This is a genomic window from Microbacterium sp. 22215 (assembly GCF_052045655.1).
GTDB classification, from domain to species: Bacteria; Actinomycetota; Actinomycetes; order Actinomycetales; family Microbacteriaceae; genus Microbacterium; species Microbacterium phyllosphaerae.
In genome coordinates, this window is record NZ_JBQEPC010000008.1 from 32,733 (window position 1) to 49,428 (window position 16,696).

The 16,696-nt window shown below is 68.6% G+C and carries 17 protein-coding genes; 8 read left to right on the top strand and 9 right to left on the bottom strand.

What is annotated here, in order from left to right; genetic code table 11:
* Position 1: 1 nt before the first annotated feature.
* From prpB to ACTJKH_RS13395, 4 genes are all read right to left on the bottom strand, one after another.
* The gene (gene prpB, locus ACTJKH_RS13380; RefSeq protein ID WP_210096019.1) at positions 2-904 is read right to left on the bottom strand and encodes a methylisocitrate lyase; all 903 of its coding nucleotides are present in this window, start codon (positions 902-904) and stop codon (positions 2-4) included.
* Positions 904-2,430 carry an MmgE/PrpD family protein gene (locus ACTJKH_RS13385; protein WP_440737322.1) on the bottom strand — a complete coding sequence of 509 codons (1,527 nt, stop codon included), beginning with the start codon at positions 2,428-2,430 and terminating at the stop codon, positions 904-906. Before ACTJKH_RS13385 ends, prpB begins: the two co-directional genes overlap by 1 nt.
* Positions 2,427-3,095 carry a GntR family transcriptional regulator gene (locus ACTJKH_RS13390; protein WP_440737323.1) on the bottom strand — a complete coding sequence of 223 codons (669 nt, stop codon included), beginning with the start codon at positions 3,093-3,095 and terminating at the stop codon, positions 2,427-2,429. Before ACTJKH_RS13390 ends, ACTJKH_RS13385 begins: the two co-directional genes overlap by 4 nt.
* A gap of 73 nt (positions 3,096-3,168) precedes the next feature.
* Entirely contained in the window at positions 3,169-4,149 is a 981-nt protein-coding gene (locus ACTJKH_RS13395) for an EamA family transporter (protein ID WP_440737324.1), read from the bottom strand.
* A 39-nt stretch (positions 4,150-4,188) separates the two neighbouring features.
* On the opposite strand from ACTJKH_RS13395, the gene ACTJKH_RS13400 reads away from it, so the two are divergent.
* Together ACTJKH_RS13400 and ACTJKH_RS13405 are read left to right on the top strand one after the other, a co-directional pair.
* Positions 4,189-4,725 (top strand): CGNR zinc finger domain-containing protein, encoded by a 537-nt coding sequence (locus ACTJKH_RS13400; protein WP_440737325.1) that lies wholly within the window; start codon positions 4,189-4,191, stop codon positions 4,723-4,725.
* Positions 4,726-4,760: 35 nt separating this feature from the next.
* A complete protein-coding gene (locus ACTJKH_RS13405; protein ID WP_440737326.1) occupies positions 4,761-5,741 on the top strand; it encodes an acetylxylan esterase in 981 nt (326 codons plus the stop codon).
* Between the two features lie 32 nt (positions 5,742-5,773).
* Here the strand turns inward: ACTJKH_RS13405 and ACTJKH_RS13410 are convergent, their stop codons facing one another.
* Entirely contained in the window at positions 5,774-6,448 is a 675-nt protein-coding gene (locus ACTJKH_RS13410; RefSeq protein WP_440737327.1) for a hypothetical protein, read from the bottom strand.
* A 180-nt stretch (positions 6,449-6,628) separates the two neighbouring features.
* Between ACTJKH_RS13410 and ACTJKH_RS13415 the strand changes: the two genes are divergently transcribed.
* The 6 genes from ACTJKH_RS13415 to ACTJKH_RS13440 are packed head-to-tail and all read left to right on the top strand — an operon-like array spanning position 6,629 to position 11,966.
* Complete coding sequence (locus ACTJKH_RS13415) at positions 6,629-7,219, top strand: glucose-6-phosphate isomerase family protein (RefSeq protein ID WP_259161676.1); 591 nt, start codon at positions 6,629-6,631, stop codon at positions 7,217-7,219.
* 9 nt (positions 7,220-7,228) lie between these two features.
* The gene (gene xylB, locus ACTJKH_RS13420; protein WP_440737328.1) at positions 7,229-8,731 is read left to right on the top strand and encodes a xylulokinase; all 1,503 of its coding nucleotides are present in this window, start codon (positions 7,229-7,231) and stop codon (positions 8,729-8,731) included.
* On the top strand, positions 8,731-9,687 hold the full coding sequence (locus ACTJKH_RS13425; protein WP_440737329.1) for an NAD(P)-dependent oxidoreductase: 957 nt from the start codon (positions 8,731-8,733) through the stop codon (positions 9,685-9,687). Before xylB ends, ACTJKH_RS13425 begins: the two co-directional genes overlap by 1 nt.
* A gap of 11 nt (positions 9,688-9,698) precedes the next feature.
* Positions 9,699-10,655: a shikimate dehydrogenase family protein gene (locus tag ACTJKH_RS13430; protein WP_440737330.1), complete on the top strand. Its 957-nt coding sequence runs from the start codon at positions 9,699-9,701 to the stop codon at positions 10,653-10,655.
* Complete coding sequence (locus ACTJKH_RS13435) at positions 10,655-11,623, top strand: phosphotriesterase family protein (protein WP_440737331.1); 969 nt, start codon at positions 10,655-10,657, stop codon at positions 11,621-11,623. The genes ACTJKH_RS13430 and ACTJKH_RS13435 overlap by 1 nt, the downstream gene beginning before the upstream one ends.
* A 46-nt stretch (positions 11,624-11,669) precedes the next feature.
* On the top strand, positions 11,670-11,966 hold the full coding sequence (locus tag ACTJKH_RS13440) for a putative quinol monooxygenase (protein ID WP_120494319.1): 297 nt from the start codon (positions 11,670-11,672) through the stop codon (positions 11,964-11,966).
* A gap of 70 nt (positions 11,967-12,036) precedes the next feature.
* Here the strand turns inward: ACTJKH_RS13440 and ACTJKH_RS13445 are convergent, their stop codons facing one another.
* From ACTJKH_RS13445 to ACTJKH_RS13460, 4 genes are all read right to left on the bottom strand, one after another.
* On the bottom strand, positions 12,037-13,035 hold the full coding sequence (locus tag ACTJKH_RS13445) for an ABC transporter substrate-binding protein (RefSeq protein WP_440737332.1): 999 nt from the start codon (positions 13,033-13,035) through the stop codon (positions 12,037-12,039).
* Between the two features lie 53 nt (positions 13,036-13,088).
* A complete protein-coding gene (locus ACTJKH_RS13450; RefSeq protein WP_440737333.1) occupies positions 13,089-14,123 on the bottom strand; it encodes an ABC transporter permease in 1,035 nt (344 codons plus the stop codon).
* The gene (locus ACTJKH_RS13455) at positions 14,123-15,625 is read right to left on the bottom strand and encodes a sugar ABC transporter ATP-binding protein (RefSeq protein WP_440737334.1); all 1,503 of its coding nucleotides are present in this window, start codon (positions 15,623-15,625) and stop codon (positions 14,123-14,125) included. Before ACTJKH_RS13455 ends, ACTJKH_RS13450 begins: the two co-directional genes overlap by 1 nt.
* Before the next feature lie 186 nt (positions 15,626-15,811).
* Positions 15,812-16,681 carry a sugar phosphate isomerase/epimerase family protein gene (locus ACTJKH_RS13460; protein WP_440737335.1) on the bottom strand — a complete coding sequence of 290 codons (870 nt, stop codon included), beginning with the start codon at positions 16,679-16,681 and terminating at the stop codon, positions 15,812-15,814.
* Positions 16,682-16,696: the final 15 nt, after the last annotated feature.

The window sequence follows — 16,696 nt, forward strand, 5'->3', positions numbered from 1 at the left end:
CTCACTCCTTCGTGACGGTGAAGCCTGCGACGCCCGAGTCGAACCGCGTGTAGGACTCGTAGTCGATCAGGTCGTAGAGATCGGCACGGTGCTGCATCTCACCGAGCTTCGAGGTGAGGTGCCCCTCCTCGCTCAGCGTATCGAGCGCGCGGCCCGCCGCGCCCATCGCGATGCGCAACAGCGAGACGGGCCAGATCACCATGTTCACGCCGGCATCCCGCAGCTGGTCGACCGAGAACAGGTCGCTCTTGCCGAACTCGGTCATGTTGGCGAGGATCGGCACGTCGAGAGCATCCGCCATCGCCTCGAACTCGGCGAGAGTGCGCATCGCCTCGGGGAAGACGGCATCGGCTCCGGCATCCACCAACGCCTTCGCGCGGTCGATCGCAGAGTCGAGTCCCTCGACCGCGCGGATGTCGGTGCGGGCCATGATGAGGAAGTTCGGGTCACGTCGGGCGTCGGCGGCAGCGCGGATGCGTCGGATCGCGGTGCGTTCGTCGACCACGCTCTTGCCGTCGAGGTGACCACAGCGCTTCGGGTTGATCTGGTCTTCGATGTGCGTGCCGGCGAGGCCCGCGTCTTCGAGTTCCTGAATCGTGCGGGCGACGTTCAGCGGCTCGCCGAAGCCGGTGTCGGCGTCGACGATCGCGGGGATGTCGGTCATCCGTGCGATCTGCTTCGCGCGTCCGGCGACCTCGGTCAGCGTGGTGAGGCCGATGTCGGGCACGCCGAGGTCGGCAGAGAGCACCGCGCCCGAGATGTAGACCCCGTCGAAGCCCTTCTGCTCGATCAGCCGGGCGCTCAGCGGATTGAACGCACCGGGGAACTGCAGCAGCTCGCCGCTCGCGAGCCGCTCGCGGAACAGACGGCGCTTCTCGGCCGGGGTGACGTGGGAGTACAGCATCAGAACAGACCCTTCGGAGCGTCCGCGCCCTCGAGGACTCCGGGCTTCGCGATGATCGACAGCTCGCCGACCTCGGCGGCCGTGAGCTCGGGCAGACGCTGCACCAGCTCGAGGAAGCGCTCGATCTCGGCCGACTCCAGCACGGGCTCAGCCAGCAGGCGGAACTTCGCGATGTAGTTGTCGCGCGCGAACGGACGGGCGCCGAGCGGATGCGCGTCGGCGACGGCGATCTCGTCGGTCACGGTCGTGCCGTCGGTGAGGCGGAACTCGACGCGACCGCCGAACGCCTTCACGTCGGGGTCCTCCGAGTGGTAGCGGCGCGTCCACTCGGCGTCCTCGGCCGTGGTGATCTTGTGCCACAGCGCGACGGTGTCTTGGCGACCGGCCCGCTCGGGGGTGTACGAGTCGACGTGGTGCCACCCGCCGTCCTGCAGCGCGACCGCGAAGATGTACGGGATCGAGTGGTCGAGCGTCTCGCGCGATGCCGTCGGGTCGTACTTCTGCGGGTCGTTCGCCCCCGAGCCGATCACGTAGTGCGTGTGGTGGCTGGTGTGCAGCACGATCGCGTCGATGTTGGCGGGATCGCGCAGCGCCGGGTTCTCGGTGCCCAGCTTGCGGGCGAGGTCGATCCATGCCTGCGCCTGGTACTCGGCCGAGTGCTCCTTCGTGTACGAGTCGAGGATCGCGCGCTTCGCCTCTCCCGCGGCAGGCAGCGGCACCTCGTAGGCGGCATCCTTGCCGTCGAGCATCCACGCGATCACGCCGTCTTCACCCTCGTAGATCGGGGCGGGGCTCGTCTGGCCGCGCATCGCACGGTCGACCGCCTCGACCGCGAGCTTGCCCGCGAAGGCCGGGGCATGGGCCTTCCAGGTCGAGATCTCGCCCTTGCGGCTCTGACGCGTGGCTGTCGTGGTGTGCAGCCCCTGGCCGACGGCCTGATAGATCGTCTCGACGTCGAGGCCGAGCAGGGTGCCGATGCCGGCGGCGGCCGACGGGCCGAGGTGGGCGACGTGATCGATCTTGTGCTTGTGCAGGCAGATCGCGCGCACGAGGTCCATCTGGATCTCGTAGCCGGTGGCGATGCCTCGGAGCAGCGCGCGGCCGTCGGCCTGCACGTGCTGGGCGACGGCGAGGATCGGCGGGATGTTGTCACCCGGGTGCGAGTACTCGGCCGCGAGGAAGGTGTCGTGGTAGTCGAGCTCGCGCACGGCGACGCCGTTGGCCCACGCCGCCCATTCGGGGCTGGTGCGGTGGTCGAGAGCGGCGCCGAAGACCGTGGCACCGATGCCGCCGGTCGAGACGGGGTGGCTGAACGCCTGCGCGCGGGCCGCGTTGATGGGGCCGCGGGTGAGCGATGCCGCGGCGACCGACGCGTTGTCGATGATGCGGTTGATGATCATGTCGACGACGTCCTGCTCGACCTCGACCGGGTCTGCGGCGACCTCGGCGATCTTCCAGGCGAGCTGGTCTTCTCGGGCGAGGTTCTCGTCGCTGCGGTGGACGCGGACGTGGTGGGTGACGGTCATTTCACACCTTCGGGGTTGGCTGACAGGGAGTCGAGGATGCCGGCGAGCGCGTTGTGCAGGTGCACGTGCGTGGCGTGGGCGGCGAGGTCGCCGTCACGGGCACCGAGTGCTGCGGCGATCGTGCGATGCTCGGCGGCGGAGGCGGCGAGGCGAGCGGGCTTGTCGCGGGCCATGCGGCGCACGCGCACGAGATGGGTGCGCACGGTACGCAGAGCCGAGGCGATGTAGTCGTTGTCGACGGCACTGTCGAGAGCCGCGTCGAAGCGGGCGATGAGGGCGTAGTAGGCGTCGCGCCCTTCGACGGCGGCGAGGTCGACGTGCGCGAACTCGTCGGCGAGCGCGGCGAAGAGCGCGGCGTCACCCCTCTGTGCGGCGAGACGCGCGGAGGTCTCCTCGAGCGCGCGGCGGATCTCGAACAGCGCGCGGATGTCGTCGGCATCCAGGTCGGCCACCACCGTGACCCTCGGCGACTGCTGCACGACGAGGCCGTCTGCCGCGAGGCGGCGGAGCGCCTCGCGCATCGGCGTGCGGCTGATGCCGAGGCGGGCGGCCTGTTCGACCTCGCCGAGCACGGAGCCGGCGGGGAGGGCGCCGGATTGGATCTCGTCCAGCAGCGCCGCGTGCGCTCGATCGCTCGCGGTGATGCGATCGGCGACGGAGCTCATTCCCTCAGTGTATACACAAATGCAGTCTCTCGGTCAGGAGTGCGGATTTCAGCCGCTTCGCGTATACATTGCCTTAATGCGGCGGCAGCGCGACGGCATCCGGGATCGGCTCGACGAACTCGGCGGGGCGCGGCTCGCCGAGCTTCACGACGACCACTCCGACCAGCACGAGCGCGCCGCCGAGAGCCTGCAGCAGGTCCGGCAGCTGACCGAGCAGCAGCCAGCCGAAGAGCAGCGCGGCGACGACTTCGGACAGCGCGACGAACGAGGCGAGGCGGGAACCGAGCATCCGGGTCGAGGCGATGCCGAGCACGTACGCGAGCGCTGTCGCGATCAGGCCGATCGCGAGCACCGGCACGAACCACGGCACGGTGCCGAAGCGGTAGGTGATGTCGTCGGTCGTCCACGCGAGGGGCAGGATGCCGACGAGCCCGGCGATCGTGAGAGCGACCGCCCCGAGCAGCAGCCCACCTCCGGCGAGCACGATCGGCGGCAGCCCGGTGTCGGCTTTGGCGGAGAGCAGGAAGTACGTCGCCGCCCCCACCATCGCGGCGAGCGCCCAGAGGATGCCGGTCACGTTGACCTCGGCGCCGGTGATGATGTCGAGCATCAGCACGAGGCCGACGAAGGCGATGGCCGCGCCGATCACACTGCGGCGACTCGGCCGTTCGCCCCTGCGCAGCCATAGCCAGAGGATCACGGCGATCGGCGCCGTGTATTCGATGAGCAGTGCGAGCCCGACGTCCATCACGGCGACGGCCTGGAAGTAGCAGAGCTGGGTGGCCGTCACGGCGAGCAGCCCGTAGGCGGCGATCATCCCGGCGTTCTTCGTGAGCACGCCCCATCGACCCCGCAGTGACAGGATCGTGGGGACGAGCAGCACGAGCGCCGCGACCCAGACACGGACCGTCACGGCTGCTCCCGGCGTCCACCCGGCATCAATGAGCCCGCGAGCCCAGGCGCCCGACATCCCGAACGCGAAGGCCGCGCCGATGGCCAGCGGCAGGCCGAAGCGCACCCCCGGCGCCGTGACGTCATTTGCAACGGTGCTCATGACAGGTGACGCTACTCGCGCACGATGTAAGGTGTCAACATGAACTTCACCGATGACACGGAAGAGGCCCTTCGCTCGGCCGTCTGGCTGGTGAACTCGGCAGAAGAGCCGGAGACGCTCGAGACGCTCGCCGACTACGACGCCTTCCTCGCGGACTTCCCGTATTCGGGCCGGCTCGACCGCGACGAGGCTGAGCTGGCCGAGCTGCGCGATCTGCGCCCGCGCCTTCGCGCCATGCTCCTCGCGCCCCGAGACGAGATGGCCGAACTCGTGAACGTCGCCCTCGCCGACACGCAGATCACCCCCCGCCTCGTGCGGCACACGGGAGTCGACTGGCACCTGCACGCGGTGGCCGACGAACGCCCGCTCGCCGAACGGGTGCTGATCGAGACCGCCATGGCGCTGATCGACGTCATCCGCGCAGATGAAGGCTCGCGCATCTCGATCTGCGCCGACGATACTTGCCAGGCGCTCGCTCTCGACCTGTCGCGCAACCGCTCGAAGCTCTACTGCTCGACGACCTGCACCAACCGCAACGCCGTGGCCGCGTATCGGGCTCGACGCGCGGGCGCCTGAGCCGCCGCATCCGGATTCGGTAGCGTCGTCTCGTCATGACCTTCCCCTCCCCCTACGACACCTGGTTCGCCGGCGCTGACTTCGACGCGAGCTACGGCCACACGCTGAGCACGCTCCGCACGATCGCTCCGATCGCCCCACCCGATGGTTTCGCCGACCGGTGGCAGGACTGGCGCGCGCAGGCGAAGACGATGGATGCCGCACCCACCGTGCTGTCCACCGAGACCGCGCACGGCCGACGCGTGTCGGTCATCGAGCACTCCGGAGTCGACGGCACACGCCTGCGGGCCTGGCTCGTCGAACCCGTCACCGCCCCGGCGCGTGTCGGCGTCGTGCACGGTCACGGCTACGGAGGACGTGACGCGATCGATCTGGCCAGGGTGCCCGACGATGCGGCCGCGATCTTCCCCGTCGCCCGCGGGCTGCCCACTCTGAACGCGGGCATCGGCGCTCCCGAACTCCAGGCCGAGCACGTGCTCGCGGGAATCGACGACCCCGAGCGCTACGTGCTGGGGCTCTGCGCCCGCGACCTCTGGCTCGCGGCGGATGCTCTCACGACCCTCGTCGGATCCCTGCCCCTCTACTACGTCGGCGAGAGCTTCGGCGGTGGCATCGGCGCCCTCGCCCTCCCCTGGGACGAGCGCTTCATCGGCGCGACCCTCATCGTGCCGAGCTTCGGCCAGTACGACGAGCGGCTCGCGGTGCACTGCGTGGGCAGCGGCGAGACCGTGCGCGACCATGTCGCCGCGCATCCGGAGGCCCTCGAGGTGCTGCGCTGGTTCGATGCGTCGACGGCCCTCGGCTTCGCCCCCATCCCGGTGCGGGTCGAGGCGGCCCTGTGGGATCCGTACGTGCCACCCGCCGGACAGTTCGGCGTCGCGAACGCGGCAAGAATGCTCGAACTCGCCGTCCTCCCGGCGGGCCATGCCGAGTATCCAGGGTCCGAAGAGGTGACGGCCGAGGCGATCAGGGGCGGCCGGGCCCACCTCGCTCGGGCGCTGGCCGCAGCATCCTGAGATTTGGGCATTCCCGACCATCCCTCTCCCCGTCACACCCCGTTTCGGATAGAATCTGTCGGTAGCTCCCCCTTTGCGGAGGCTGGAGAAGTGAACCCGGGATTTCCTGCTGATTGTGGGGCCCGGGTTTCGCGCATCTCGGTGACGATGCGGAGCTGATGGTCGAGTCGGCCCGCCCATAGGTCACGTCCTGTGACGCGTCCATTGACCGCCCCACAGACCGCATCCGGAAGCCAGAGCAACGGCTCGCTCGATCCTCGAACGTGCTCGACTCGCATTCTCGACCCGATCACGCGCGATGCCCGCAGCGCCTGCACCATGGCCATGTCCCGGCGGTCATCACTCTGTCCACGTGATTCGAAGACGACGCGGTCGACGACGTCGAGTCGGTCGAGTTCCCAGAAGAGCCGAGTGATGCACGCGCGGCGAGTCCGTTCGCTGCGATCTCCCGCTTCCGGATGAACGACGACCGCCCAGTGAGCGAGCGGCATCGCCGAGATGACGGAGACGGTTTCATCCTTGAGAGCACCGACGTTGTCATACCAGTGCAGCTTGATCGCACCTTTCGGCTTCAACGCGACCAATGACCGGCGAAGGTCCTGCAGATCCGCCATCTCGCCGCACTGCGGGAGCGTCGCCACCATGACGTACGGCCCGCTGTTGCCTGCCCCGAGCGGTTCGGACTCGTCGATGAAGGCGAATTGCACCGTCTCAGGGTAGAGGCGATCCGGGGGCTCCTTGCGATCGGATTCCGGCATCCCAGGCCAGCGCACACCCGCGCCCGAAACCCCGCGCATCCGAGCACTGGACGCTACTTGTCATAACAGGTACACTCAACTTGTCATTACAGGTTGTGCAGCGCCGCAGCACCCGCACGAGGAGCACCGATGCCCCAGTTCCACACGCCCCCGATCTCGCCGATGGCGATCGCGTTCGACGCCGAGAAGCTCACGCTCTCGCCCGAGGGGCCCACCCTGACGCGGCGCATGTCCGACCTCGAGGGCCTGTTCCTCGACGCGGATGCCTGGGCCGCCGCATCCGCCGGCGACAACCCCGTGGTCTACACCGTCGTCAGCTCGCCCGTGCCCGAGGTCGACCGCGAACTGCCCCAGTCGATCACGACGATCATGCCCGGCGACACCTCCGGCGAGCTATGGATGACCAAGGGCCACCAGCACCCGAACCACCAGGGCGAGATCTACCTGGCGCTGAAGGGTCGCGGCGGGCTGCTCATGTTCGACGGCGAGCGCACCGAATGGCTCGACATGCTCCCCGGCACCATCGGCTACATCCCGCCGGGCTGGGCCCACCGCTCGGTGAACACGGGTGACGAGCCCTATGCGTTCCTCGCGGTGTACCCGGGCGGCGCCGGCCACGACTACGGCTGGGTCCTCGAGCACGGGATGGGCTCCCGGGCCTATCGCGCCTCCGAGGGCGTGGACCTGCGCCCCTATTCCGCGACCCCCTCCGCGGAATAGGCTCCGGCCATGCTGATCGCGCACGATCTGGGGACGACCGGCAACAAGGCGTCCCTGCACCATGACGACGGCCGCCTCGTCACCTCTGTCACCGTCCCCTATCCGGCGCACTTCGCCGCGGGCGGCATCGCCGAGCAGGATCCGGCCGACTGGTGGGATGCCGTCGTCGCGGCGACCCGACAGCTGATCGCCCGCGCCGGCGTCGGGCCCGAGACCATCGGAGGCCTCGTCGTCAGCGGCCAGATGATGGGCACCGTGCTGCTCGACGGGCATGGTGAACCGGTGCGCCCCGCGATCATCTGGGCCGACACCCGCTCGGGCGCGCAGACCCGGGCACTCGAACAGCGCCTGGGCGCCGAGGACGCGTACCGCGTCCTCGGCCACCGCCTGAACCCCACCTACTCACTCGAGAAGATCATGTGGGTGCGCGACAACGAACCCGACGTGTGGGCGCGCGTGCGACACTTCTGCGTCGCCAAGGACTACATCGTCTACCGGCTCACCGGGCGACTCGCCACCGAGCGGTCCGACGCGTCGGGTACGAACGCCTATGACCAGCTGCGCGGCACCTGGTCGGCAGACGTGCTCGCGGCCGCAGGGCTCGACGCCGCACTCTTCCCCGAGATCCTCGAGTCGACGACCGTCGCTGGCTCGCTCACGACCGAGTCGGCCGATGCACTCGGGCTCCCGGCATCCGTGCGCGTCGTGATGGGCGGCGGAGACGGACCGCTCGCCGCGGTGGGCTCGGGCATCGTCGCCCCCGAAGACGGCGCCTACGTGTGCCTGGGCACTTCCTCGTGGATCTCGTTCGCGAGCCTCGCTCCGCTGCACGACCCGCAGATGCGCACCATGACCTTCGACAACGTCGTGCCGGGCTCCTTCGTCCCGACCGCGACGATGCAGGCCGGCGGCGCATCGGTGCAGTGGATCGCCGAGGCGCTCTCCCCCGACCCCGCGCACCCCGACACTGCGCGGCTGACAGCGGAGGCCGGAGGCGACCTCGACACCGAAGACCTGTACTTCCTGCCCTACCTGCTCGGCGAGCGCTCCCCGCTGTGGGACCCGCACGCCCGCGGCGCGTTCGTCGGACTCGGGCGTCACCACACCCGCGCGCACCTCACCCGCGCCGTGCTCGAGGGTGTGGCGTACAACCTGCTCACCTGCATCCAGGCGTTCCGCGACTCCGGAGCCACGTTCGACCGCATCGACGCGGTGGGCGGCGGAGCGCAGAGCGACGCCTGGCTCGGCATCCTCGCCGACGTCTGGGGTGTGCCGATCCGTCGCCGCACGATCGTCGAAGAGGCCAACAGCCTCGGCGCCGCGGTCACCGGCGCGGTCGGGCTCGGCCTGGCCGACTTCTCGGCAGCCAGGGCGCTGAGCGAGGTGACGGCGGAGTTCACGCCGGATGCCGGCCGGCACGCCGTGCACGCGCAGCGACACTCCCGCTTCGTCGACGCCTACGCCGCGCTCGAGCCGTGGTTCGCCCAGGCCCCCGTCACCCGGGGCGCCTGATGGGAGTCATCCTCGCCACCAGCCGCTCGTTCTCGGACGGCGACCTCGACCTCGTGGGCCGGGCGCACGCCGCCGGCCACGATATCGTCCGCGGACCCGCGCACCACGGGCTCACCGAGCTCGCACCGCTGCTGGCCGCGGCCGAGGGGTGGATCGCGGGAACCGGCCCCGTCACGGACGAGCACCTCGCCGCCGCGCCGAACCTCCGAGTCGTCGCCCGCTACGGGGTCGGCACCGAGGCGGTGGATCTCGATGCGGCGCTGAGACGCGGCATCCCGGTGACCAACACCCCCGGCGCGAACGCGGATGCCGTCGCCGACCACGCCGTCGGACTCATGCTCGCGGCCCTCCGCTTCATTCCCGACGGCGACCGCCGCGTGCGCGCAGGCGACTGGGCAGTGCGCCGCGGGCGCGAGCTCGGGGCGGCGACGGTCGGCATCGTGGGCTTCGGCCGCATCGGCCAAGGCGTCGCCCGGCGACTCGGAGGCTTCGGCTCGCGAGTGCTCGCCGCCGATCCGTTCCTTCCCGCTGACGCCATCGCCGAGCGAGGGGCCGAGCCGGTCGACCTCGACGAGCTGTTCCGCACCGCCGACCTGATCACCCTGCACGCCCCCGGCGGCCAGACCCTCGTCGATGCGGCGCGGCTCGACGGCATCCGTCCGGGGATGATCCTGGTGAACACGGCGCGCCCCGACCTCGTCGACGAGGTGGCTCTCGCCGCCGCCCTGCGCGACGGACGCCTCGGCGGGTACGCCGCCGACACCCTGAACGGCGACACCGCGGCGAGCGCGAGCCCGCTGCTCGCCGACGACCTCGCCGACCGCGTGACGGTCACCCCGCACCTCGGCGCGCAGACCACACAGGCGGTCGACAACATGGGCGCGATGTCGCTCGACGACGTGCTGGCGGTTCTCGCGGGCACGACCCCCGCACACCCCGTCTCTCCCCGACCCTGAAGGACCAGACCATGACCCTCACCGAGACCCCCTCGACTGCCGCGACTCCGGCGACCGGCGGCTACATGGGCTTCATCGGCGTGAGCACCGGCTCGTCGTCGATCATGACCGTGTTCCCGAAGTGGGCCGACGTCCTGGGTCTTCCGACCGCGAACCTCATCGGGCACGACCTGCCGATGGATGCGACGCCCGCGCAGTACGTCGCGATGGTCGAGCAGATCCGCGACGACCCCCACCACCGGGGTGCCCTCGTCACGACGCACAAGATGAACGTCTTCGCCGCGGCATCCGACCTCTTCGACGAGCTCGACCCGTTTGCGGTCTCGTGCTCCGAGATCTCGAGCATCTCGAAGCGCGGCGACCGCCTGATCGGCCGCGCCAAGGATCCGCTCACGGTCGATCTCGCGCTGAACGACTTCCTGCCCGCCGACCACTTCGCCCGCACGGGAGCCGAGGTCGTGATCCTCGGCGCCGGCGGCTCGGGCACGGCGCTCAGCTGGGCGCTGGCGGAGCGAGCGGACACTCCGGCGAGGATCACCGTCACCGCCCGCGACGACGAGAAGCTCGACCACCTGCGCGAGGTGCACCGCCAGCACGGCACTCCCGAGGGACTGATCACGTACGTGCGCACCGACACGGCGCAGGATGCCGCGACGATCGTCGCCGCGGCCCCGACAGGGTCGCTGATCGTGAACGCCACGGGCCTCGGCAAGGACCGCCCCGGCTCGCCGCTGCCCGACGATGTGGTGTTCCCCGAGGGCGCGTGGGTGTGGGAGTTCAACTACCGCGGGTCACTCGAGTTCCTGCATCAGGCACGCGCCCAGGAGGCCACGAGGGGCCTGCACGTGGTCGACGGCTGGCGCTACTTCATCCACGGCTGGTCGCAGGTCGTCGCCGACGTGTTCGAGATCGACCTCACCCCCGAGATCGTCGAGCGCCTCGCCGAGGCCGCAGAATCGGCGCGCTGATGGCCGTCGTCCGGACGGTGCTCGGCGACATCGATCCGACACAGCTCGGGTCGACGAACTATCACGAGCACCTCTTCCAGATCTCACCCCTGCTCCCGGGAGACGAACTCGACGACGAGGACCTCTCGGGCCGCGAGGCCGCTTTGCTGAAGGCCAGCGGCTTCGAGGCCATGATCGACGCCACGCCCTTCGGTCTCGGCCGCGACCCCGAGGCGGTCGCCCGCATCAGCGCGGGCTCCGGGATGCACGTGATCGCGACCACAGGCCGCCATCGCGAGGCTCACTACGGCGCCGACCACCCGCTGCAGGCGTGGAGCGGCGACCGCCTCGCGGCACTGTTCATCGCCGAGGTGACGCGCGGGATGCCCGTCGACGATGCCCTGGTCTTCGAGACGCCCGACGTGCCCCGGGCCGCAACGCCCGATGGCTCGCCGGTGCGCGCCGGCATGCTCAAGGCCGGCGTCGGCTACTGGAGCATCACCTCGTTCGAGCACACGACGCTGGTCGCGCTCGCCGAGGCTCATCGTGCGACCGGGGCGCCGGTGATGGTGCACCTGGAGTTCTGCACGGCGGCCCACGAGGTGCTCGATCTGCTCGAGGCCGAGGGCGTGGCATCCGATCGTGTGGCGCTCGCGCATGCCGACCGAGACCCGGATGCCGGCCTGCATGCGTCCCTCGCCGAACGCGGTGCCTACTTGGGATACGACGGCTTCGCCCGACCGCGCACCCGATCGGATGCCGAGCTGCTCGCCCTCACCGAGAAGGTCGTGGCCTTCGGCGCCGCGGACCGGGTGCTGCTCGGCGGCGACGTCGCCCGCCGCACCCGGTACATCTCCTACGGCGGCATGCCCGGACTCGCCTACCTCGGCGAGCGCTACCTGCCGCGCCTGCGCTCCGCCGTCGGCGACGACGCCGTGGAGCGGATGCTCGTCGCGAACCCCGCACGCCTGCTCACCCTGTCGTCCTGACCGCCGCATCCAGATCCGCATCCCGCATCCACCCCGAGGAGTCCTCATGGCCGAGCCGACCATCCTGCACGCCGTGTTCACCGCACGCCCCGAGAAGGGCGACGAGGTGGCTGCACTGCTGCGCGATTTCGCCGAGGTCGTACGCGCCGAAGAGGGCAACGTCGTGTTCGATGCGACGCGCCTCGTCGATGACCCCGACCGCTTCTTCGTCTACGAGGTCTATCGCGACGAAGCGGCATTCCAGGCGCACATCGCAGCTCCGGCCGGTGTGCCGTTCAACGAGGCGCTGCAGCAGCTGATCGTCGAGCCGTCGTCGATCCTGACCTTCCTCCGCCGCATCTGACCCACGCCGCCACCGGGCACGCAAGAAGCCCCTCGCCCGAAGGCGAGGGGCTTCTCGTCAGATCAGCGGGTCACTGGTAGAGAACCGCGGCGATCTTCTCGTCCTCGATGTTCGTGCTGTCGTACCAGTACGAACCGGTGTCGTAGAACTCGTCGACGTCGTCGCCGTTGGCGGCGTCGTACGCCGCCTGGACGACCTGCTCGCCGATGCCGATCGGGTCCTGCGTGATGGCGCCGGCCATCGTGCCGTCCTTGATCGCGTTGATCTGCGCGGCTCCCGAGTCGAAGCCGACGATCGTGATCTTGCCCTTCTCGAGACCGAGCTCGTTCACGGCGTTCACGACACCGATGGCCGAGCCCTCGTTGGTTCCGTAGATGCCCTTGAGGTCGGGGTGGGCGGCGATCAGCGTCTTGGCGATGTCGGCCGACTTCAGGTGGTCGCCGTCACCGTACTGGATGTCGACGATCTTGATGTCGGGGAAGTCCGCCTCGATCTTCTCGACGAACCCGTCACGACGCTCGACGCCGGTCGAGTTGATGTTCGAGTGACCGACGATGGCGACCTCGCCCTTGCCGCCGATCAGCTCGGCCATGTGCTCTGCCGCGAGCGCGCCGGCGACCTTGCTGTCGGTCGCCGAGAGGCTCAGGCCCACGTCGCCGTCGCAGGGGGCGTCGAAGTAGACGACGGGGATGTCCTTGGCCTTGGCCTGCTCGAGCGGGGCGACGCACGCCTCGGGGTCGAGGGCGGCGTAGGCGATGGCATCCGGGTTCTTGTCGATCGCGGTGGTCAGCATCTCGAGCTGCTGGGCGATCTCGGTCTCGGCCGCGGGGCCTTCGAACGTGATCTTCACGCCGAGCTCCTCGGCCTTCTGCTCCGCGCCCTTCTTGACGGCCTGCCAGAACTGGTGCTGGAAGCCCTTCGAGACGAGCGCGATGTACATCTCGCCGTCGCCGCTGCCTCCGTCGCCGCTGCCTTCTTCGATGACGTCACCGCCGCCTGCGCAGCCCGCGAAGACGAGGGCGGATGCGGCCACGAGTGCCGCGAATGCGGTCTTCTTGCCGAATTTCATGGAAACTCCATTGTTCTCTGTGTGGTGGTGGTGGGGGGTGTAGATCTGTGGGATCAGGTGCGCTGCCGGTTGCGCAGCGAGTCGAGGAACACGGCCAGCAGCACGACGATGCCGACGACGATGTTCTGCCATTCGGACTGGATCGACATGATGCGCAGGCCGTTGACGAGCACGCTCATGATCAGCGCACCGATCACGGTGCCGAGGATCGAGCCTCGTCCGCCGAGCAGCGAGGTTCCGCCGATGATGACCGCGGCGATCGCCTGCAGCTCGTAGCCGGTGCCGATCTGCGGCTGAGCCGAGTCGAGTCGGGCGGCGATGACGATGCCCGCGATGCCGGTGAAGGCGCCGGCGAACATGTAGATGAGGATCGTCCAGCGCCGGGTGTTCACACCCGAGAGGCGCGTAGCCTCCTCGTTCGAGCCGATCGCGAAGGTGTACCGGCCGAGAAGCGTCTTCGACAGCACCAGCCAGGCGATGATCGCGGCCACGGCGGTGATCAGCACGGCGTTCGGGATGCCGGGGATGATCACGCCGAGCGCGATCTTCTTGAAGTCAGGGGCCGACGTCGAGAAGTAGATCGGCGAGACGTTCGAGATGACGAGGGCGAGGCCGCCGGCGATCATCATCATCGCGAGGGTCGCGATGAACGGGGGCAGTCGGAGGAACGTGATGTTGATGCCGTTCACGAGCCCCATCAGGACGCCCGTGAGCACACCGCCGATCACGCCGACCCAGACCGGGAGTCCCATGTTCGTCACGAACACACCCGTCATCACGGCGCAGAGCGCCATGCCGGTGCCGATCGAGAGGTCGATGCCGCCGGTGATGATGACGAAGGTCGTGCCGAGCGCCAGGATGCCGATGACCGCGGTCGACAGCAGCACCGTGGCGATGTTGCTGAAGGTGAAGAAGGCGGGGCTGGCGATCGAGAAGAAGACCACGAGCACGATCAGCGTGCCGAAGGCGAGCGACTGCTGGAGCTGGCGCCGGAGGAACCCGCCGATGTCGCGCTTGTCGGTGTTCTCGTCGACCGCTGTCTGGATGATCGTCGTCGTCGACGATCCCTGCTTCTGCGGGGTGCTCATCAGTCTTCCTCCCCGTGGGCTGCGAGTTGCATGATCTTCTCCTGGCTGGCTTCTTCGTTGCGGAGCGTCCCGGTGATGCGACCGTTCGCGAAGACCGCGATGCGGTTCGCGACGCGGAGGATCTCCGGGAGCTCCGATGAGATGACGATGATGGATTTGCCCTGATCAGCGAGCTGCTGCATCAGGCGGTAGATCTCCTCTTTCGCGCCGACGTCGATGCCTCGGGTCGGTTCGTCGAAGATGAGGATGTCGCAGTCGCGCATCAGCCACCGGGCGATGACGACCTTCTGCTGGTTCCCTCCGGAGAGGAGCTTGACGATCTGGTTCACGGAGGGCGTCTTGACCCTCAGCTGCTGCACGTACTCCTTGGTGCGGTTCTTCGCCTTGTTGTCGCCCATCCAGCCGATGCCGTTGGCGTACGAGCCGAGCGACGCGAGCACGGTGTTGAACGTGACGTCCTGCTCGAGCATGAGGCCCAGGAGCTTGCGGTCCTCCGAGAGGTAGCCGAGGCCGTGCTTCACGGCATCCGCCGGCTGTCCGATGCGCACCTGCTGTCCGCTGATCGCGATCGACCCTCCGTCGCGATGATCCGCGCCGATGACCGCTCGAGCGGTCTCGGTGCGCCCCGCGCCCATGAGTCCGGCGAAGCCGAGGATCTCGCCCCGGTGCAGCTGGAACGACACGTCCTTCAGGAGGGTCTTGGTCGAGAGTCCCTGCACGTCGAGCACGATCGGGTCGTTGATGTGATCGCGGGCTTCGGGGCGGGTGCCCTCGTCGATCACTCGTCCGACCATCATCTCGATGATCTTCGGGATGCTGACCTCCGACTTGTCCAGTGATCCGATGTATGTGCCGTCTCGGAGCACCGTGACCCGGTCGGCGAGGCGTCGCAGCTCGTCCATGCGGTGCGAGATGTAGACGATGCCGGTGCCGGATGCCCGCAGCTGCTCGATGAGCACGAACAGGGTCTCGGTCTCGGAGTCGGTGAGCGCCGACGTCGGCTCGTCCATGATGAGCACCTTGGCGTTGAACGACAGCGCCTTCGCGATCTCGACCATCTGCTGCTCGGCCACGGTGAGCTCGCCGACGAGCTGGCGCGGATTCAACCGGATGCCGAGGCGCTGCAGCAGCTCGGCGGTCTGCTTGTTCAGCTTGCCCTCCGAGAGGAACGGGCCGGTCGTGGGCTCACGCCCCACGAAGATGTTCTGCGCGACGGTGAGGTCGGGCATCAGGTTGAGTTCCTGGTGGATGATCGTGATTCCGAGCTGCTGCGCCTGCAGCGGGCTGGTGAGTTCGACCTCCGCGCCCTCGAACGTGATCGTTCCCTCGTCCTTGGTGTAGATCCCGGACAGGATCTTCATCAGGGTGGACTTGCCCGCGCCGTTCTCGCCCACGAGCACGAGCACCTCACCGGCCCGCACCTCGAGGTGCACGTCCTTGAGAGCCTGCACACCGGGGAATCCCTTGCTGATCCCCTCGACTCTGAGAATGGGGTCACTCATGTGCTCACCTGCTTCCTTGAAGGTCGTTATCCGCTGAGTCCGGTCGGGTCCGGAAACATCGGATCAATTCTGCAACCTGCGCCCTGCCCTGCGCAAGTTGTATCTAAATGTAACTAACACTCTCCGGGAAGGAAAGACCTGTAATAACAAGTTGGCCACAGGTTGCCCGCCGGGAGCTCTGAGTCCTCAGTGCAGCCGGATGGAGTCGACGGCGACGAGCTTGTCGCGGATGTACGCGTTCGCGTGCGCTCCGAGCTCGGCGTTGTCAGTCCAGAGGTTGCGCCAGATGCCGAGCATCCGACTGAGATCGGGTGCCACCACCGCCGACGAGAACGACTCGAACACGATCGGGCCGTCGTAGCCGATGCGGCCCAGCGCCTTGAAGAAGTTGTCGAAGTCGACGGTTCCCGTGCCGAGATACCCGCGGTGACTCTCGCCGATGTGCACGTACCGGAGGGCCGGTGCGGCGTCGAGGACCGGCGCGAACATATCCGACTCCTCGATGTTCATGTGGTACGTGTCGAGGTGGATGCCGACGTTCGGCCGATCGACCTGTGCGAGGTAGGCGAGCGCCTGCCGCGCCGTGTTCAGCACGTTCGTCTCGTAGCGGTTGACGACCTCGAGCGAGACCGACACTCCGCGTTCGGCGGCGTGGTCGGCGACGCGTGCGATCGTGCGACGACTGCTCTCGAGCCCTTCGGGCGTCACCGGATCCATGTACTTCTGCATCGCGCTGTAGATCACGCCGCAGAAGTGCTGTCCGCCGAGATCGGCGAGCACATCGACCGCCTTGAGCAGCAGCGCCTCGCCGGCGGCGACGACCGCCGGGTCGGAGCTCGTGACGTCGGTCGCACCCGACAGGCCGAGCGAAGCGCTGACCGCGAGATCATGCTCTTCGAGGGCATCCCTCGCCGCGGCGACGTCGAACGAGAAGGGATCCATGAGCGGGAACTCGATCAGGTCGAATCCCGCCGCCTTCGTCTTCTCGACCGACAGGCGGATGCCGTCGGCATCGAAGCGTCCGGTCCAGACGAGCCCGTGGCATCCGATGTTCATGAGACCTCTCGGAGA